The sequence below is a fragment of the Streptomyces sp. 891-h genome, from assembly GCF_022760275.1.
Lineage (GTDB): Bacteria > Actinomycetota > Actinomycetes > Streptomycetales > Streptomycetaceae > Streptomyces > Streptomyces spirodelae.
Window position 1 is genome coordinate 167576 of sequence record NZ_CP050693.1, and the last position, 18915, is coordinate 186490.

Sequence of the window (18915 nt, forward strand, 5' to 3'; positions counted from 1 at the left end):
CCCGGGAGGTCGTCCAGCCCGGCTCCGCGTGGACGACGACGCGGTAGAGCACGCCGTGCGAGGCGCCTTCCCCAGGAGTCGTGGTGCGCAGCGGCGCGTAGTCCGCGGTCTGGCCCTGTTCGAAAACTCGCGTCTCCCCCGACCGCAGTAGCGACCCGATCGTCCCCGACTGTCCCAGAGATCCGCCACCTGCTCACCGACGTGTTCACCGCATCGGTCACTCCTGCGGCGATCCCATTCACACCCCGATGTCACCAGACCGGCCAGACCCCGGCACGGGAAGCAGGTCCTCACACACGGACCGCTGGGAGCCGCCGGTCCCCTCGAGCGGCGAGGTCTCCGGCGGCCGTGCGTGCCGGGCAGGTGAACAAGCCGTGCCTCAGCGGCCGACCGGTACGGGGAATGGATGCGGCACCGGTCCGGGTCAGGTGCGCAGCCCCACCAGGAGCCGGTCGAGCGCCTGCTCCCCGGCCCGCGGGTCCCCGCCCCGCGCGATCCAGAGCGCGGCCTCGTTCATCGCCCCCGAGAGCAACCGGGCCAGTGGCTCCACCGGTTGATCGGCGATGATCCCCGCTTCGGCCAGCGCCGTCAGGGCGTCCGCGAGATGCCGGGCGGAGGACTCCTCGTCCATGGCGCGCCACTCGTCCCAGCCCAACACGGTCGGCGCGTCGACCAGGAGAATCTGTCGGACCGCCGGGTCGGTTCCCGCGGCCAGGAAGGCCCGGCAGCCGGCCCGGAGTTGCTCCCAGAGGTCCTCGTGCCGTTCGGCTTCGGTCGCGACCCGCTCGCCCAGTTCCTGCTGCACCTCGCAGACGACGGCCCGGAAGAGCCCGGCCTTGCTGTCGAAGTGGTGATAGGCGGCTCCCTTGGTGACGCCGGCGGCCCGCGCCACCTCCGCCAGCACCACGTGGTGGTACCCGTCGGCGGCGAACCGCCGCCGCCCTTCGGCGAGCAGCGCTTGCCGCGTTGCCGCCCGCTGCTCCGCTCGGCTGACCACCATCGAGCCCACCGCCCTTCCCCTTTCGCGTACTGAGGGTATGTTAACGTTCCGATTCACATACCGCGGGTATGCGAAATGAAGCCGGAGGACTTCTGCCATGACGAACGAACTCACGACCACGCCCAGGATCAAGCTCGGCGGCTTCTACCCGGTGCTCGCCAGCCGGGACGTGGCGGCCTCCCGCGACTTCTACACCCGCCACTTCAGGTTCGAAGTCACCTTCGAGGCGGATTGGTACGTCAGTCTGCGCCGCCCTGACGCCCCGGAGTACGAGCTGGCCCTCCTCGACCACGCCCACCCGACCGTCCCCCAAGGGCACCGGGCCGCTCTCCAGGGGGGCTTGCTGCTGAACTTCGAGGTGGACGACGTCGACTCAGAGCACCAGCGGCTCGTGGTCGAGGCGGGCCTGCCCGAAGTACTGCCACTGCGCACGGAAGAGTTCGGCCAACGCCACTTCATCATCGCCGCCCCGGACGGTGTGCTGATTGACGTCATCACCATCATCCCGCCCAGCGAGGAGTACGCCGCCCGGTACACCAGCGTCTGACACCCATTGCAGAGCCTTGGGGGGCCGGAGCCGCTCGCAGCCGCAGGGCCTCCCTACGCGGCGGCAGGGCCGGTTGACTCCGTCACCGCTTCCGTCCGGGTCACGCCTCCGGGATCGCACTGGTGGAGGGCTGCGGAGACATGGTCACTCCTCGCCGCGGACGACGGTGACGGCGCAGTGGGCGTGGTGGAGCAGAGCCTGGCTGACCGAGCCGAGCAGCAGCCCGGTGAAGCCACCGCGCCCCCTCGCGCCGGTCACTACCAGCTGCGCCGAGCGGCTCGCGTCGATGAGGGCGGGACGGATCCGGGAGCGCACCAGGCGTCGCTCCACCGCAAGCTGGGGGAAGTCTTCCTGCAGGCAGGCCACGGTCTCGTCCAGCAGGCGCTGCTCGGCCTCGCGGAGATCGTCGGCATCGGCCACTACAGCGGTCAGGGGGTCGCCGGGACCTTCGTAGGCGCGTTCGCTCCAGGTGTTCCACACGTGCAGCGCCACCAGGGGTGCCTTGCGCAGCGCGGCCTCGGCGAACGCGAACTGCACCGCCGCCTGCCCGGCCTTCGAGCCGTCCACGGCCACCACGACCGGACCGGTCGGATCAGGACGGCCCCGCACGACCATGAGCGGGCAGCGGCCGTGTGCGGCCAGGTGCACCGCTGTCGATCCCAGTAGCAGGCCGGCGAAGCCGGACAGGCCCCGGCTGCCGACCACCGCCAGCGCCGCCGACCGCGACTCGATCTCCAGCACCTCCAGCGCCTCACCGGCCACCACCGAACGGGTGATCTCGATGTCCGGCGCTGCCGCGTGCGCCCGCTCCTCGGCGCGTGCCACCACCCCGTGCACCATCGGCTCCAGGCCGTGGTCGGCCGGGCTCCACGCAGGTGCGTCGCCTGGCAGGTGCCCGGGCGCGTGGCCGAAGGCGTGCACGATCCGCAGAGGCACCCCGCGCAGGTACGCCTCGCGGGCCGCGACGTCGACCGCCTCAAGGCTGGAGGCGGAACCGTCCACCCCGACGATCACTGGGTCACTCATTTCCCACTCCTGTCCCGGAACGCTGCCGGCCAGTGGCCGTCTCTTGCCCCAGCCTCGGCTTCGCTCGGCCCGGGGGCCAGGGGCCATCAGGCCGCCCCGGGAGGGCCACTTGGCCTGCCAGTACGAACAAGCCGGGCACGGCACCGGGCGTCGACCCGTGCCTGGGCAGGCCAGGATGCCCGAGCACCATGGTCTGCTCGGCCACGGCCTGGGCTTGCCGCCTGTCTTCTCGGCCGGTCGACCGGCGACGGACCAGTGTCGGCGCCCGCGTCCTTTCACCGGAGGGAGTCGGCGGTGGGCGCCCCGAGGGCGCGATGTCCTTCGGGGCGCGTGGCACGGGTTCCGATTCAGGCGTTGTAGCCGCCGTGGGCGTCCAGCACCGCGCCCGTGACGTATGACGCGGCGGGGCTCGCGAGGAAGGCTATCGCTGCGGCGACTTCTTCGGGTCGACCCACGCGTTGCAGGGACAGCGAGCTGACCAGGGCCTCGAGGGTCTCGGGGCCCGGCCCGTCCATGCCGCCTTCCATCAGTCCGGCCTCCACGACGTTGGCCGTGATGTCCCGCGGTCCGAGGTCCCGTGCGACCCCCATGGTGTACCTCTCGATCCCTGACTTGGTCGCCGAGTAGTCGGCAAGGCCGGGGACGCCGACCCGGGAACCAAGTCCGGAACTCACCGTGATGATGCGGCCGCCCGCGCGCAGCACTCGGGAGGCGGCCCGGATGACGGCGATCACACCGAGGTAGTTGGTGGCGTGCATCCGGTCCAGTGCGGCGGTGTCGGCGTCCGGGTCGTCCACCGTGCGGCCCTGCTCCACCGAGATCGCCGCGTTGTTGACGAGGATGTCCAGGCCTCCGAAGTGCGTGACCACATCGTCGATCAGCGCCGGCGCCCGGCTCATGTCCGCCTGGTCGGACTTGAAGGCGACGGCCTTCGCTCCCTTGTCGCGCGCCTCGTCGACGACAGTCTGCGCGCGCTCCTCGGAGCTGACGTAGGTGAAGGCGACGTCGGCTCCCTGTTCGGCCAGCAGTCGTACGGTCGCGGCTCCCAGTCCGCGCGATCCCCCGGTGACCAAGGCGACCTTGCCCGTGAGTGGCTTGCTCATTCTTCTCACCTCATCGACTCATTGATTGGCCCTTCTCGGAAGTCGCAACGTTAATTGTTACGACAGGCAGTTGCAACCTTCGTTGTTACGACTGAGCCTGTCGTAACATGGAGTGTTGCGGCCGAAAGGAGGGGCCATGAGTGCCAACAGCAGGTTGACCCTTGCCGCGCACGCACTGGCCTGGATCGGCCTCTACCAGCGCCAGGGCCATGAGGTCGCCACCTCCGAGCAGATCGCGACCAGCGCGAACACCAACCCCGTGGTGATCAGGCGCCTGCTCGGCGACCTGCGCAGGGCCGGGCTCGTGAAGTCCCGGCGGGGCGTGGGCGCGGGCTGGTCGCTGGCACGCGAGTTGGACTCGATGACTCTGCTCGACGTGTACGAGGCAGTGGAACCCGGCCCGCTGTTCGCGATGCACCGCACCACCCCGGACCAGGGATGCGTGGTGGGTTACGGCATCCAACCGGCGATGCAGAGCATCTACGAGGGCATCGAGGAGAACCTGAGACAGGAGCTGGCCCGCGTCACGCTCGCGAGCGTACTCCGGGACGTACTCGCGGCACCCCGCTAGCGACCCCGTTGCGCACTCACATCGCCGGGATCTCCATCCATGCCCAGGCCGGGCCCGTCACGTGGCTGTGTGCCTGCTCCTGGCCGTCACCGCGTTCGGCGTGCTCTCCCCCGCCGTGGTCACCAACGCTCAACGCCACGGACGAGCCGCGCCAGGAGTCACTTCAGCGCTGCTGGGAGGCGGCCAGTTCTCCTCGGTGCAGCCGCCTCCCCCACCGGTCGGCCTGTTCGGCACGCACAGTCCCGCGCCCATGGCCGGGTTCACAACAGGACCACCGAGACGGCCAGTGACACGGAGAGCTCTCCGCGGAGCTCAGCGGGCAAGCCACCCGCCGTCGACGGTGAGGACGTGCCCGCAGACGTAGTCCGAGGCCGGGGCGGCCAGGAACACCGCGGCCCCGACCAGGTCCTCGGCGGTGCCCCAGCGGCCCGCGGGGATGCGGGATCTGATCTCCGGTTCGCGCACCGGGTCGGAGCGCAGGGCCCGGGTGTTGCTGGTGGCGATGTAGCCGGGGGCGATGGCGTTGACCTGGACGCCTCTGCCGGCCCATTCGTTGGCCAGGGCGCGGGTCAGACCCGTTACGGCATGCTTGCTCGCCGTGTATCCGGCGACGTTGATGCCTCCCTGGAAGGACAGCAGCGATGCGATGTTGATGATCTTTCCGGATCCGCGGGCCAGCATCCGCGCGCCCGCGGCCCGGGCGAGGGTGAACACCGCGTCGAGGTTGGTGGTCAGCACGGCGGTCCAGTCCTCGTCCGCCATCTCGGTGGCCGGGGACCGGCGGATGATGCCCGCGTTGTTGACGAGGATGTCCACCGGTGTCTCGTCCAGCACCTCGCCGGCCTCCTCGGCGAGGTGCTCGGTGGAGGACAGATCGCGGATCCACCGTCGGGCGCTCCGGCCGGCAGCCTCGACCTGTCGCGCCGTATCGTCCAGGTCGTCGTGGTGGCCATGGAGGACCAGGTCGGCCCCGGCCTGGGCCAGGCCGACCGCGATCGCCCGGCCGATACCGGTGCGGGAACCGGTTACCAGCGCTGTACGGCCGCGCAGGTCGAACAGGGGGCTGGGCAGGGGGTCGGGCAGAGGGCTGGGCAGGGTGGTCATCGCAGCTCCGTGATCGGAAACGGCTCGACGTCGGTGTAGTCGGTGTTCTCGCCGCCCATGGCCCACACGAAGGCGTAGGAGCCGGTGCCGAACCCGCAGTGGACGGACCAGGAAGGCGAGATCACGGCCTGTTCACCGGCGACGATCAGATTGCGGGTCTGGTCCGGGCGGCCCATGAGGTGGACGACGCGCTGGTCGGGATCCAGGCCGAAATACAGATACATCTCGGTGCGCCGGTCGTGTGTGTGGGCAGGCATCGTGTTCCACATGCTTCCCTCGCCCAGTTCGGTGATCCCGAGGACGAGCTGGCAGCTCTGGATGCCGTCGGCGTGGATGAACTTGTAGATGGTGCGCTCGTTGGACGTGCGCTGTTCGCCGAGGTGCACAGGGGTCGCGTCCTGCAGGCCGCCCTTGCGGGTGGGGTGGGTGGCGTGCGCGGGGGTGGACACCACGTAGAAGGCCGCGGAGCCGTCACCGGTGAAGGCGACCTCGCGCGTGCCCCGGCCGACGTAGAGCACCTCCTTGGTGCCCAGTTGGTGTTCCGTGCCGTCGGCCGTGACGGTGCCGGGGCCGCTGCCCACGTTGACGACGCCGAGTTCCCGGCGAGCGAGGAAGTGGTCGGCGCGCAGCGGATCCGCAGTGAGCAGCGGCACCGTCGCGCCGGACGGCCGGACGCCGCCGATGACCATCCGGTCCTCGTGGCTGTAGACCGTGCGGACCTCGTCGGTGCCGAACAGGTCCTGGACGAGGAAGCGCGAGCGCAGCTCCTCCGTGTCCATACCTGGGACCTGATCAGGGCCCGTGGTGTGCCTGACCTCCATGGATGACCTCCGTTGTGTCGTCAGGGACGGTGCCGCGCCCGGTCGGTGTGCGCGGCGGCGTACGCGTGCAGGGCGAGGCCCTGGCCCCAGGGCTGGATGATGTCGTTGCGGATCACGGAGTAGCCGAAGGGGACGAGTTGGAGGACCGTGCCCGCGCTCGTGCGGGTGAGCGTGCCGTCCTCGGCCACGTACGGGTGCAGACCGGCGAGCGCGCGCCAGGCCGCTGCGCGCAGGCGCTCCGGTTCGATGCCGAGTGCCGCGGCGCGGAACATCGCGGCCGCGATACCTGCCGTGCCGGAGGTCTCGAGGATGCCGCGGTTCTCCGGCTGCCCGTCGACCAGTACGTCCCACACGCCGTGCGCGGGCTGGTGGTCGGCGAGCGCGAGGAGTTGACGGCGCAGCAGGGCGCGGACCCGGTCGGTTATCTCCGGATCGGTACCGGCGCGGGGCGCCGCTTCGAGGTATTCCACGGCCGCGAGTGCGCTCCAGGCGTTCGCCCGGCCCCAGAAGCACCAGATGGTGCGGCCCTCGTGGGAGCCGTGTGCGTAGAGGCCGGTGCCGGGGTGCTGCAGCACCCCGGCGTGCGCGAGGATCTGTTCGCCGGCCTCGGTGACGAGTTCGGGCCGATCGGTGTGCAGGCCGCAGTGGATGAGGAACGTGCCCGCCATGTACACCGTGTCCGCCCAGACCCCGCCGGGCCAGTGCTCCAGTGCACCGCCCGGCGCCCGGGTGACCTCTGGGGCGTGCCGCAGCCAGTGCAGCAGCCGGCGGCAGCCGTCGGCGTAGTGCTGCTGCTGGGTCATCCCGTACAGGTCGGCGCAGGCGGCGCCGGGTGCGAGGTGGTTGATGTGGTCGAGTTCGATGCCTTCGCGCAGGTGCCGGTCGACGAACGCGGCGACGAAGGGGCGGGCGGGCGTTCCAGTGGCTTCGGCCAGGCGCAGCATTCCCTGGAGCACGACGCCCTCGCCCCAGAACCACTGGGTGAGGCCCATCGTCTCGGCCCGGTCGGCGATACGTGCGGCGGTGGAGGCGAGCAGGGCAGGCCGCAGGTCCTCGGGGGCGGCGGGCGGCAGTGGCGCTTCGGCCAGTGCCGCCTGGCTGGTGTCGAGGCCGCGCGCGGCGGTCGCTGGTGTCATGCGTCCTCCGTCCCGGTCACCTTGCGGCCCCACCGGAGGTCGATGACGTGTGGTGCCGCGCCCGCCGGTGCCGGCGGAGCGATGGTCAGCGTCGCGTCTGTGAACTCCAGGCGTGCGCAGGGGTTGTCGAGCTGCGGGACGGGGGCGACGGTGCCGTCCTCGGTGAGATCGGCGGGGCGTCCGTCCACGGTGAACGGCCCGTCCCAGCTGAGAGCCAGCTCGGTGCCCTCGGGGGTGCGGAATCCGACCCGGTCGGGTCCGAACCGGGGGGTGCCGAGTGTGCGGGCGAAGTCGCCGAGTTCCCCGTGGAGGGCGCGCCGCCCGACAGTGCACACCCACGCGGTGCCGGGGCCGCGCGGACGCAGCTCCTGCCGCGCTTCGGGTCCCGCGTCAGTCAGCAGCGCGCCGTCCTCGGTCGCGAGGGCCACATAGCCGTCCCCCTTGCGTCCCACCGTCCATACGTCGTACTGCAGCCACTCGTCGAACTCGGCGACCGGGAACCACGCGTGCGTGTAGCCCATCGCGTCGTCACCGGGGATCCGGTACAGCGCCAGGACCGTCCCCTCGTGCTGGCGGGCTCTGGGGAGGAGGCGGTTGCCGGCCCAGGCGTTGGGGCGTGCCGAGGGGGATGTGGAGGCGTTGGGTGCGTGGGTGACGTAGACCTGTGTCTCGGGGCCCAGCGTGGCACCCCAGATGTGCTCCTGGAGTCCGGGCAGCCCAGGGCGGTAGTCGCCTACGCAGGAGAGCATCGCGTCGGGAGTCTTGTAGACGGTGAGGTCGGAGGCGTACGGGCGCGCGAGGAGGTCGTGGCTGGGCCGGTAATCGCCCCGGTAGCTCTGCCGCCCCCACCAGCGTTCCGGCAGGTGGTGTGCGGTGTGCCGGATGGCGTCGGGCATCCGGTAGCGGACCGCGGTGGCGACCGCGGCAGCCGGCAGCACGGCCTCGTTCAGTGCCCCTGTGCCGAAGCACACCCACATGATCGGCGCTGTCTCCTCCAGTCGGGAGGAGCGCAGGGTGGACACGTAAGAGCGGCCGTGGGCGCAGCCGTGGATGCCGCGCCAGGAGTTGGCCGCCAGGCTGAACAGCACCCGGTCGGCGACCCCGGCGGCGAGCTGGACGACCCCCTCGTCCTCGGCGTATTCGACCAGGGTCACCAGCGCGAGCAGGTCGATGGCGAGGTACGCGTTGGAGTCGAACTCGCTGAAGCCGCCCGCGAGTTTGCGGCGCATCCAGGCGACCGCCATGCTCCGGGCGTGGGCGGCGTGCCGCGCGCCGGTCCAACCCGTGTTGGCGAAGGTGTCCCCTGCCAGCGCCGAACCCCACAGCAGTTCGGCCGTGTGCCAGACGAGCTGGTGGTTCTCGGTGAAGTAGCACATGGCGTCGAGGCCGGGCTGGTCGATCCAGAACTTGAATCCCAGAATCGCGTCACGCACGCGTGCGCGCAGGCCGGCCTCCCAGCGGTCGGGCGGTATCCGGTGCCAGAGGTGGAGCAGGCCTACGGCTTCGAAGTCGGCGCAGTCCGCACGGTTGTCGATCATCCACAGGGCCCTGGACAGGCCGGAGGCGGTCACCTGGTACGCCGGATCTGCGAGCGCGCGGGCGAGTTCGCCTGCCGTTCCGTCCGCACGCGCGGCATGCCGCAGGAACTCCGCACGCCGCTCGGCGAGGGGGCCTTCGGGGGCCGCTCGGTAGCTGCGCGGCAGTACGGCGACGGGGAACTCCCGGTACACCGGGGAGCGGTCGTCGTCCAACGCGATCCGCAGCACGGTCGTTCCAGTGGAGAGCATGGAGGCGCTGCCGGTGCCGTGGTCGTCGTCACGACCGCTGTCGTGGCCCTCGTCGTGCTCGCCGTCGTCGAGCCGTACGGTCGCGCGCCCGCTGGTCAGCCGGATCCGACGGGTACGCCCCACCCCGTCCACCCGCAGTGCCGCCCCCTCCGGGCCGGTGATCGCCACCTCGCCGCTCGGCGTTCCCCACCGCGGAACGCCCACGGCGTCCAGGATGCGCTCGGCCACAGCTGAGGTGTGCTCGCAGGCGCCCTCGCTCGGCACCACGACCCGGACCGGCAGGCCGTCGACGCGCAGCCGCACCACATGGCGGCACTCCCGGAAGGCGACCTGCCACGTGGCGACGACCACCGTGGAGGTTCCGGAGGGCAGCCAGACCCGTACGGCCTGCTCGGCGGGTTCCATGTAGGTGACCGTGCCGGACTCGCCGACCAGCTCACCGTTCACGAACAGCAGCACGGGCCCGGTGGCGGCCAGGCGCAGCGTTCGCCACTCGGCCTGGTCGACCTCCAGGACACAGGCTGCGAGCGCCGTACGGTACTCCGGGGTGAAGCAGAACTCGCTCCAGTCGACCAGGCCGTCGGCCGGTGTGTGGACACGCCGCCAGGTCCCGGTGTGCTCGGTGCCGTCCGGACCCGTGCAGCGGACCGGGCCGCCCTCCAGGGGCGGGGTGGTGACGGGGTCCCTCCGCAACGGGCGGTGCCGGTGGAGCTCCTCCTTCAGGGGCGTGACGTCCGGTCCGTTGGTCAGCCGCCACCGGCCCCGCTCTCCCCAGGGGTCACCGTCGGTGGCGAGGTACTTGTCCAGATCGTCAGCCGGTGTCCCCCATGCGGGGCTGATCAGCCAGTCCCGCACGGTGCCGCGCGCGTCGAGCGCGTGCACTGTGCGCCCGGCGTCCGCCGGATGCCGGATACCGGCGTCACCGGTCTCGTTGCCTTCCTGCATGCGTGGACTCCTTGTTGGGCTGCGCTGCTGTGCTGGTTACGGGCTGCTTCGATGCCGTACTGGGCGACGGGCTACTTCAGGCCGGTGCTGGCGATGCCGCGGACGATGTGGCGCTGCAGCACCAGGAAGATGATCACGACGGGGAGCATGCTGACCACGGACATGGCCAGGATGTAGTTGAACGGTGCGACGAGCTGGCTGTTGAACTGGGCCAGGGCGACGGGCAGCGTGTACTTCGACTGGTCCTGGCTGATGATCAGCGGCCAGAGGAAGTCGTTCCAGCGCCACATCACCGAGAAGATCGTCACGACGGCGATGGCCGCGCCGCTCAGCGGCACCACGATCTTGGTGAAGATGCGGAACTCTCCGGCGCCGTCGATCCGGGCCGCGGCGATGAGTTCGTCGGGGATGGTGAGCATGTACTGGCGCAGCAGGAACACCCCGGTCGGGGTGGCGGCGGGCGGGATGATCAGCCCCCACAGCGAGTTCACCAGCCCCAGCTGCGCGGCCATCTGGTACACCGGAATGAAGATCAGCTGAAGCGGGATCATGATCGTGCCGAGGACGATCAGGAACAGCAGGTTCCGGCCGCGGAAGTTGTACTTGGCCAGGCCGTAGGCGCACATCGTGTTGATGACGACGGTGAGCAGCGTCGCCCCCACGGTCACGATGACGCTGTTCTTGAGGTAGAGCGCGAAGTCGAAGGAGCTCAGCGCCCCGGTGTAGTTCTCGGTGCGGAGCGAGGACGGCAGCGGCGACGGGGGCACCTGTGCGAGCTCGCTCTGCGATTTGAAGGAGGACAGCACCGCCCAGACGACGGGCGCCAGAACCACGATGGACAGGCCGATCAGCACGGCGTAGGTCAGGACGCGCCCCGCCGTCGGCGTGGGACGGTCGCCGATCGAAGTCCACCGCCGGGTGCCACGGGTGCCACGAGCGCCGCGGGTGTCAGGGGTGTCACGGGAGCCGCGGAGGGCCGTCAGGCTCATGCTGACTCCTTCCGCTGGTTGTAGAGGTAGTTGAGCACCGTCAGCGCGAACACCGCGCAGAAGAGGACCACGGCCGCTGCCGCCGCGCTGCCGTACTGGACGGGGGACTGGAAGGCGTGCTCGTAGATGTACTGGACCATGAGCGTGGTCCCGCCGACCGGGCCGCCGCCGGTGAGCGTCCAGATGTAGTCGAACGCCTGGAACCCGTTGATGAGGCTGAGAATGACCACGACCATCGTGGTCGGCCGCAGCAGCGGCAGCGTGATGAGCCGCAACTGCTGCCAGCCCGAGGCGCCGTCCATCCGGGCGGCCTCGTAGTAGGTGGAGTCGATGCCCTGCAGGCCGGCCAGGACGATGAGGACGTAGAAGCCGACGTGCAGCCAGAGGCCGACGAAGATCACCACAGCCATGGCCAGGGTGCTGTTCACGAGCCAGCCGGGCTCCCCCAGACCGGCGGCGCCGAGCAGCGAGTTGAGCAGGCCGTTCTTCCGCTCGAAGATCCACCCCCAGATCAGCCCCACCACGACCGGCGAGATCACGACCGGGAGGAAGAACACGGTGCGGAAGAAGGCCCGGCCCTTGATCTTCTGGTTGAGCAGCAGGGCGAGTCCGATCGACACGACGGTGGTGAGCGTCACGAAGAACACGGCGAAGATCACGGTGTGCCGGGCGGCGCTCCAGAACTCGGCCTCGCTGAGCATCCCCTGGTAATTGCCGCCGCCGACGTAGGTGAAGTCCCGTCCGTTGCCGCTGTCGTACATGCTGATGTTGAAGTTGTTGATCGCCGGATAGATGACGAACAGACCGAAGATCAGCATGTTGGGGAGGACGAACAGATAGGGCGCCACCCGCTGGTTCCACGGCTTGACGGACCTGCGGCGGTTGACGGGCTTGCGGTGGCCCGGCTGCGGCACGGTGGGACCGGCCGCACGCCGGGGCGCCATACGGGCCATCGCGGTCACTGGGCGTCCTTGAGCGCCTTTTGTGCTGCCGCCCGGATCGACTCGACCGCCTCCTTGGGTGAGCTGTCGCCGGCGAGCACCTTGGCCAGTTCCTTGACGGACGCGTCGGCGGTGGCACCGAAGGCCGGGCTGTAGGCGCTGGCGTAGGCCGCCTGCGGGGTGCGCTTCACGTCGTCGAGGAAGGTCTGCATGTCGGCGTCGCGCACCGGATACGTCACTCCGGAGGAGATCAGATCCTTGCGAGTGGGCAGGAAGTTCGCCTCCTTGGCCAGCTTCTCCTGCGACTTCTTGGAATTCATGAAGGCGATGAACTCCGCGGCCAGCTTCTGGTGCTTGCTCTGCTTGAACGAGGCCATGAACTTGCCGCCCGGGAAACCGCCGCACGTCTTCTGGCAGGGGTTCGGCGCGGCGGCCCAGCTGAACTTGGCGTCCTTGGCGAATGCGCTGACCTGCCAGTTGCCGCTGAGGTACACCGGGGTCTGCTTGGCGAGGAAGATTTCGTTGGCGGCCTTGTACTTCGTGCCGGCCTGCAGCCACAGGTCCTTGGGCATCGTCCCGGAGGCGTTGAGTTCAGCGAAACGCTTCACCGCGGCTGTCGCCTTCGCCGTGTCCATGGCCGGCTTCTTGCCCGTCTTGTCGAAGAAGTCGGTGCCGTACTGGCTGAGCATGGTCGAGAAGCGGTGCCCGGAGACGTCCATGGCGATGGCGTTCTGGGTCTTGTTCGCGGCCTGGACCTTCTTGGCGGCCTTGACCATCTCGTCCCAGGTCCAGGGTTGCTTCGGATCCGGGAGGGGCACGCCGGCCTTCTTGAACTGGTCCACGTTGATCAGCGGGCCGTTCATGGTGAGGTCGCTGGGCACGGCGAGCAGTTCGCCGCCCTTTCCCGTGACGTAGGCATCGGCGCCTTTGAGGAACTTCCCGCTCAAGGCGTTCTTCTGGAACTTGTTCAGGTCGAGCAGGTCGGCGCGGAAGGGGGTGATGTCGGTCAACCGGGCCACGTCCGGCGCGTTGTTCCCCGACAGCCGTGCCTGCAGCCGCTGTTCGAGGTTGTCGAAGGGGACGATCTGCAGATTGACCTTGGCGCCGGTCTTCTTCTCGAACTCGTCGATCAGGTCGCGGGTCGCCTGCTCGTCCGGGCCATCGGTGAAGTAGAGGTACGTCAGCTTCTTGTCGTCGGCCTGCTTGGTCTTGCTGCCGTCCGAACTGCTGCCGGGCGCACAGGAGGCGAGGAGGACGATCGCTGCCGCGGCGACCGTGAGCGATACGCGTGGAGATCTCATGTCAGGAACTACCTCCGAAACTAACGGCGTTGGCTTGTCCCACGAAGCCCAGACGGCGGGATATCGCCAGCGCCACCTCAGCAACGCGCTGAGCTGCCATGTCCTGCTTGCCGAGCATCCGCTCCCGCGGACCGGCAACGCTGATCGCACACAGTGGCCACCCGCGCTCGTCACGGATCGGCGCCCCGAAGCACAGCACGTCGGGCTCGTTCTCGCTGTCGTCGATCGAGAACCCCCGGGCGCGGGTCTCGTCCAGCTCCGCGCGCAGCCGACCCGGGTCGGTGAGCGTGGTCGGGGTGTAGGCGGGCAGGGGAATCCGGTCGACCAGAGCGTCGGCCTCGTCGAGCGGCAGAGCGGCCAGATACGCCTTGCCCAGCGAAGTGCTGTGGAGGTCACGGCGCACTCCCAGCAGTCTGCGGACCGCGATGGAGTGGTCGGTGACGTCCTCGTGCGCGATGTACACCATCTGGTCGCCGTCCCGTACGGCCATGAGCGCGGCCTCGGACAACTCCCGTGACAGGTCCCGCAGGTGTGCCTGCGCCGCCAGGAACGGGTCGAAGCCGCTCAGTGCGGCCATACCGAGGGTGACGGTGCGCTGTCCGAGCACGATGTCGTCCGCGTTGCCGTCCCAGTCCACGTAGCCGCGCTGCCGCAGCGTTCCGAGGATCCGGTACGTGGCGCTGCGGGAGAGATCCAGCCGCTCCGCGACCTGCGCCGCGCTCAGCGAACGCTCGGTGCTCAGGAGTTCCAGGATCGCGAGTCCGCGCTCGAGCGTCCCCGGTCGGCGACCCAGATCAGCGGATCCCGACTGATGGTGCTCCTCACTCATTTCCACCCCCATGCCGACCCGATGAGCGGGTCATATGTTCGATGAATGGGAGGGAAACTAATGTCGCCGGTCAGGGGTGTCAATGGTTGGCGCAAGCCCGGCCCATATTGGTGAGGCGTGGACGGCGGTGCCGATCCGGCCCGCCCGTGCCGGCGGGAGGCCGAGATGGCTGCCCAGCCGGATCGGCACCGCCGAGAAGGGCTGCGCGCGGTCCAGCGGCCGTGCCGGCCGGGCAGCGGGGGCGGTCTAGGATTTGCCGATGCGCCCCTTCCCACCACCGCGGATACCGGCAAACGAACTGCGGCCCGGCCGTCACTGGTATGTGACGGCGGCAGCGATCGCCGTCGTACTGATCACCCTGGGCGGCGCCCTTGGTGTGTACCGGTTCAACGACGCGCTCGATGCGGTGGACACCCACAACCAGTTCGCCAATGGCGACACCGTCACCCTGCGGCTCGAGCCGGAGAGAGAGAAGACGATCTGGGTCAAGTACCCGGGCCGGTCACCTGGCCCGGAGTGCGACATCACCGGTCCGGGCTCCCCGGGCCTCACCGATCCGGGGCTCGATGTGTTCCTCACCCGTGACGAGAGCTGGACGGCGCTCTACACCATCGATGTGCCGCGAGCAGGCGACTACTCGGTCACCTGCTCGTCCCAAGCACTCTCCCGCTACGCCTTCGGCGAGCCCGACGGGCTTGTCGGGCTTGCGGGCTGGCTGATGTTGGCCATCGCTCTCCCCGTGCTCGGGGTCATCATCTGCGCCGTCATCGTCCTCGTCACCGCCGTCCGCCGCAGCCGCCACCGCAAGCGGCTGCGTGCCGAACGCTACGGCTCCGGTGATGGCCGCTCCGCGCGCCCCGGTCCAGGGGCGGAGGCCGGTGCCGGTGCCGGTCGACAGTAAGCGCCGCCTTACAGCGGAGAAGCCGGCCCCCCGTCCCGGCCGTGCGGCGTTCAGCGGCCGCGCGTCAGCGGGCCCGCCTCAGCGGTCCCCTCTGCGATCGAGGCGGGACAAGCGAGCAGAACGCACTCCCCACCCGCCCCCTCGCGACCTCAGAAGCCGAACAGCTGGGTCCAGGTCCGATCGCCCTCGGCCAGTCCGAGGCCCATGGTGGTCAAGTCGCAGTTGAGTATGTTCGCACGGTGGCCTTCTGATTTCATCCACGCTGCCATCACATCCTCGGGTGATGCCTGCCCCTTGGCGATGTTCTCGGCCCCGGGCGTCCGGTATCCCTGGGCCTTGGCCCGGTCGCTGAAGGTGCGGCCGTCCTGGCTCGTGTGGTCGAAGTAGTTGTTCGCCGACATGTCCTCACTGTGCAGTTGCGCGGCGCGGGTGAGGCGGTCGTCGGCCTTCAACGGGCGGCACCCCGCCTTGGCCCGCTCCGTGTTGGTAATCGCCAGGACCTGCGCGGCGGGCGTATCGGCCCGTTCGACGGTCGGCGTGGGCGTCCGCTCGGGACGGGATGGAGCCTTCGTCGTCTTCGACGGTGTCGGCTTGGGCTTCGGCTTCTTGTGCGTCTCACGCGGCCGGGGTGAGTGGGACTTCTCCGGTGACGGCGCGGTCGAGGCCGAAGGGGAAGGGGATGTCGCGGGCTCGGGGTCGGCCGCGGACCGCGTCGTGTCCCGGTGCCCGTCCTCGTCCGGCGTCAGCCCGTTCATGACCCCGATGGTTCCGCTCGCGAGCAGCGTGGCGATCGCGGCGGCCAGCCCGGTGGTCCGCCGTCGCCTGCGTATACGTTCACGTTCGCGGCGGCGGCGCCGACCGCGCGAACCGGTGTCGGCCACCGCCCGCTGTGCGGCCGAGCCGGCGCCGTTCTCGGAGAGCATGACCGTGTCGCCGGAGGCGCTGAACGCCGAGAACGCGACGGGATCCGCAGTGCCGTGGAGGGCGGCCACAATCCCGGCGCCGGTCAGCGCCGCAGCCACAGGCACCAGGCCCAGGCCCACCAGCAGCCCTTCAGCGGGTACCAGCCCGACCTGGTATCCCGAGCACGCGCCACACTCACGGACGTGGCGCGCGATGCGCTTGCGCCACAGCGCAGAGGGGCGCCCGTCCCAGTTGTCCGTCAGCTGGTCGAGGCGGGCACACGGCGGCATGGCGGACAGCGCACGCACCACCAGGCGTGCGGTCTCCAGCTGCGCCTTCATCCGCTGCACACGCACCCCCGTGTGCTGCGGCGACAGCTCCAGAGCGGCGGCCACCTCCGCCCGGCTCAGCTCGCCCGCGGCCTCCAGCCACCACAGCGACAGGAGCGCACGGTCGTCGGTGTCGAGCCAGCGGGTGGCCTGTGCCACCTCCCGCCGCTGGCCTTCCAGTCCGAGACGGACGATCGTCAGATCGACGAAGTCCGCGCCGGGGTCGACCACCTCGTGGGCATCGTGCAGACCGAGATCGGCCGGTGCGGATTGCTGCTTGGACCAGTAGGTGCGGACCTGGTTCATCGTGATGGCCACCAGCCAGGACCGGAAGCCGAGCGGGTCCTTCAGCGAGCCGAGACCGCGCAGCGCACGGAGCATCGTTTCCTGTACGACGTCATCGACGTCGGTGTGCCCGTTCAGCGCCCGGCCGACGATGTTGTACACCAGGGGCAGATGAGAGCTGACCAGCTCATCCTGTGCCCACAGCACACCGCGCTGTGCCGCCTCGACCACCGCACGGTCGGCTTCCCCTGTCGCTGCCACGCCCGTCCACTTCCCTTCCGAGTCACGACATTCTCTGTCCGACACAAGAGGAGACTTCGGGCCGGGGGCCGTCATAACAGAAAACGGCTCCCGGCTCCGTACGGCCTGGGGGTGGCCGTTAGGGCTCGAAGGGGCGTGCGGAGCGGCTGCCTTCCTTTGGCGGGCAGGCAGGTATCCGATGAAGGCACCGGCCGGACCGTCCTCGCGGATCTGTCGGAGAGCGCGGAGCCTCCGGCCTTTGACATGCCGAGACGCAGACGGCGGGGGATGGTGGATGAGGGGACGACGGCGAGCCGGTGTCCGTCCGGCATCCGGTGAGGAGAGTGAGGGACATGAAGGGTCCGCTGGTGGTGGGTGTCGACGGATCGGACGGCAGCCTGACTGCCCTGGACTGGGCGGTGGAAGAGGCGACACGGCGCCGGCTGCCTCTGCGCATCATCTACGCGTCGCGGTGGGAGCGCTACGAGGGCACACTGCCTTCGTTCACCACCGAACGACCGGCTGAGGAGGTCGCAGCCCAGCACATCATCGCCTCCTCGAAGCAGCGCGCCCAGCAACTCTCCGCGGACTTGCAGGTCAGTGCGGTGCCCGTGGCGGACGAGGCGGCCACCGCGCTGGTCGAGGAATCGCGGGAGGCCTCCGCGGTCGTGTGCGGCTCCTCAGGACGCGGAAGAGTCAAAGAGCGCTTGCTGGGCTCGGTGAGCCTGGCGGTCGCGGGGCGCGCCCACTGCCCGGTCGTCGTCACACGCGGTGAGCAGTCCAACATCCGGGGCATGGGCCACAGGGTCGTCGTCGGTGTGGGAGAGGCGGACGAGGCCGCCACTGCCGTGCGCTTCGCCTTGCGTGAGGCCGAAGCCCGCGGGTGCGAACTGGTGGCCGTGCGGGCCTGGCGCAGTCCTCAGCATCCCACGGACTCGCTGGGCGCACTGGACTCCGGCGCAAGAACGTACGGGGATCAGGCGGTCGCAGTCCTGGAGGAGGTGCTGGAGGCGACGACGGCTGAGCACCCGGCGGTGCCTGTGCGACGGGCATCCTTGGAAGGGCCGGCCCACCGGGTTCTCCTCGGGCCGTCGTCCGAGGCGGATCTGCTGGTCGTCGGCGCCACTCGGCGGGAGGGCCAGTTCGGCTTGCAGCTGGGCCGGGTCAGCCACACGGCGCTGCATCAGGCGGCCTGTCCCGTCGCCGTCGTCCCCCATCGCTGACCGGCGGTTTTCCGGACACCGGCACCCGGGAGCGAGGCCGCTGACGCGGGCGCGGGCCCGAACCGCTGGAGTAGCCGTGCTGGGCCCCGTCACCCGATCGGTCTGCGCTCGGGGGCGCCGGGAGATGGGAGGGGGTGGACTGGGGTCATCTGCCCCTCCTATCGATCAGCGACCGCACCGCACCGCGCGTTCAATCGGGGACCGCTTCGCCCGAACGCTCACGCAGCGGCCTGGTCCCGGGTGGTTCATCATGGACGGTCTGAAGATCCTTCCCCTGGCGATCACCATGATGGCCGGGCCGCAGATCATGTCGGCGATCATCCTCGTCACCGCACCGCAGGCGGTGCGTGTGTCTCTCGGGTTCCTGAGCGGGGTGGCCGTGGCGGCTCTCGCGGGTGTGGCCGCCTCGCTGGGAATCGCCTCGCTCCTGGGTGACGCGGTCAGCCTGGGCAGTTCGAAGGACAAGGGCTCGGTCGGCCAGGCCATCGAGTACGCCTTGGTTCTGCTGCTGGTTCTCGCGGCGCTGAGGAATTGGCGGAAACGCGAAACAGTGCAGCCTCCGAAATGGTTGCGCACTCTGCTGGAAGCAGACCCTGGGCAGGCTTTCCGGGTCGGCATCCTGGTCGTGCTGCTCATGCCTTCGGACATCATGGTGATGCTCACAGTCGGGGTACATCTCGAACAGGCGGGAAAGTCGTTCGTGGACGCATTGCCGTTCATCGGCGCGACTCTCCTGATCGCGGCGCTGCCCCTCCTGATCCGCTTGGGCGCGGGTCATCGGGCGGCGGTGGTGATGCCGAAGGTCCGCGACTGGGCGAACACGCACAGTTGGCTGGTGAACATTCTGATGTGCGCGCTCTTCATCGTTCTGATTCTGGCGTGAGACCGGGCCACAGGGTCATCGGTTTTCCAGGGCCCGCCAGACGTCCGGCCC

Annotated in this window: 17 protein-coding genes; 5 read left to right on the plus strand and 12 right to left on the minus strand. The window is 69.7% G+C overall.

The features are described 5' to 3' along the window. Positions 1-424: 424 nt before the first annotated feature. A complete protein-coding gene (locus HC362_RS00805) occupies positions 425-1000 on the minus strand; it encodes a TetR family transcriptional regulator (protein WP_243081753.1) in 576 nt (191 codons plus the stop codon). Between the two features lie 97 nt (positions 1001-1097). On the opposite strand from HC362_RS00805, the gene HC362_RS00810 reads away from it, so the two are divergent. Then, complete coding sequence (locus tag HC362_RS00810) at positions 1098-1547, plus strand: VOC family protein (protein WP_243081755.1); 450 nt, start codon at positions 1098-1100, stop codon at positions 1545-1547. A gap of 144 nt (positions 1548-1691) precedes the next feature. Here HC362_RS00810 and HC362_RS00815 read toward each other — a convergent pair whose 3' ends face one another. Further along, entirely contained in the window at positions 1692-2573 is an 882-nt protein-coding gene (locus HC362_RS00815) for a universal stress protein (RefSeq protein ID WP_243081757.1), read from the minus strand. A gap of 347 nt (positions 2574-2920) precedes the next feature. Further along, a complete protein-coding gene (locus HC362_RS00820) occupies positions 2921-3676 on the minus strand; it encodes an SDR family oxidoreductase (protein ID WP_243081759.1) in 756 nt (251 codons plus the stop codon). Between the two features lie 136 nt (positions 3677-3812). On the opposite strand from HC362_RS00820, the gene HC362_RS00825 reads away from it, so the two are divergent. Continuing rightward, the gene (locus HC362_RS00825) at positions 3813-4247 is read left to right on the plus strand and encodes an Rrf2 family transcriptional regulator (protein ID WP_243081760.1); all 435 of its coding nucleotides are present in this window, start codon (positions 3813-3815) and stop codon (positions 4245-4247) included. A 312-nt stretch (positions 4248-4559) separates the two neighbouring features. Here the strand turns inward: HC362_RS00825 and HC362_RS00830 are convergent, their stop codons facing one another. The 8 genes from HC362_RS00830 to HC362_RS00865 form a co-directional block, all read right to left on the minus strand. Then, positions 4560-5351: an SDR family oxidoreductase gene (locus HC362_RS00830; RefSeq protein WP_243081761.1), complete on the minus strand. Its 792-nt coding sequence runs from the start codon at positions 5349-5351 to the stop codon at positions 4560-4562. After that, on the minus strand, positions 5348-6172 hold the full coding sequence (kduI, locus tag HC362_RS00835; RefSeq protein ID WP_243081762.1) for a 5-dehydro-4-deoxy-D-glucuronate isomerase: 825 nt from the start codon (positions 6170-6172) through the stop codon (positions 5348-5350). Before kduI ends, HC362_RS00830 begins: the two co-directional genes overlap by 4 nt. A gap of 20 nt (positions 6173-6192) precedes the next feature. Then, on the minus strand, positions 6193-7308 hold the full coding sequence (locus tag HC362_RS00840; RefSeq protein ID WP_243081763.1) for a glycoside hydrolase family 88 protein: 1116 nt from the start codon (positions 7306-7308) through the stop codon (positions 6193-6195). Then, the gene (locus tag HC362_RS00845; protein WP_243081765.1) at positions 7305-10040 is read right to left on the minus strand and encodes a hypothetical protein; all 2736 of its coding nucleotides are present in this window, start codon (positions 10038-10040) and stop codon (positions 7305-7307) included. The genes HC362_RS00840 and HC362_RS00845 overlap by 4 nt, the downstream gene beginning before the upstream one ends. 71 nt (positions 10041-10111) lie before the next feature. Further along, positions 10112-11029, minus strand: coding sequence for a carbohydrate ABC transporter permease (locus HC362_RS00850; protein ID WP_243081767.1), 918 nt, complete (start codon positions 11027-11029; stop codon positions 10112-10114). After that, on the minus strand, positions 11026-11982 hold the full coding sequence (locus HC362_RS00855) for a sugar ABC transporter permease (protein ID WP_243088299.1): 957 nt from the start codon (positions 11980-11982) through the stop codon (positions 11026-11028). Before HC362_RS00855 ends, HC362_RS00850 begins: the two co-directional genes overlap by 4 nt. Positions 11983-11987: 5 nt before the next feature. After that, positions 11988-13271, minus strand: coding sequence for a sugar ABC transporter substrate-binding protein (locus tag HC362_RS00860; protein ID WP_243081769.1), 1284 nt, complete (start codon positions 13269-13271; stop codon positions 11988-11990). Position 13272: 1 nt separating this feature from the next. Further along, positions 13273-14100 (minus strand): IclR family transcriptional regulator, encoded by an 828-nt coding sequence (locus HC362_RS00865; RefSeq protein WP_243081770.1) that lies wholly within the window; start codon positions 14098-14100, stop codon positions 13273-13275. Between the two features lie 259 nt (positions 14101-14359). Here HC362_RS00865 and HC362_RS00870 point away from each other — a divergent pair, with 259 nt between their 5' ends. After that, positions 14360-15001 (plus strand): hypothetical protein, encoded by a 642-nt coding sequence (locus tag HC362_RS00870; RefSeq protein WP_243081772.1) that lies wholly within the window; start codon positions 14360-14362, stop codon positions 14999-15001. A gap of 149 nt (positions 15002-15150) precedes the next feature. Here the strand turns inward: HC362_RS00870 and HC362_RS00875 are convergent, their stop codons facing one another. Further along, the gene (locus HC362_RS00875) at positions 15151-16779 is read right to left on the minus strand and encodes a sigma-70 family RNA polymerase sigma factor (protein ID WP_243081775.1); all 1629 of its coding nucleotides are present in this window, start codon (positions 16777-16779) and stop codon (positions 15151-15153) included. 332 nt (positions 16780-17111) lie between these two features. Between HC362_RS00875 and HC362_RS00880 the strand changes: the two genes are divergently transcribed. Both HC362_RS00880 and HC362_RS00885 read left to right on the plus strand, forming a co-directional pair. After that, entirely contained in the window at positions 17112-17981 is an 870-nt protein-coding gene (locus HC362_RS00880; RefSeq protein WP_243081777.1) for a universal stress protein, read from the plus strand. Positions 17982-18231: 250 nt separating this feature from the next. Beyond that, entirely contained in the window at positions 18232-18864 is a 633-nt protein-coding gene (locus tag HC362_RS00885; RefSeq protein ID WP_243081779.1) for a GAP family protein, read from the plus strand. The last annotated feature ends 51 nt before the right edge of the window (positions 18865-18915 follow it).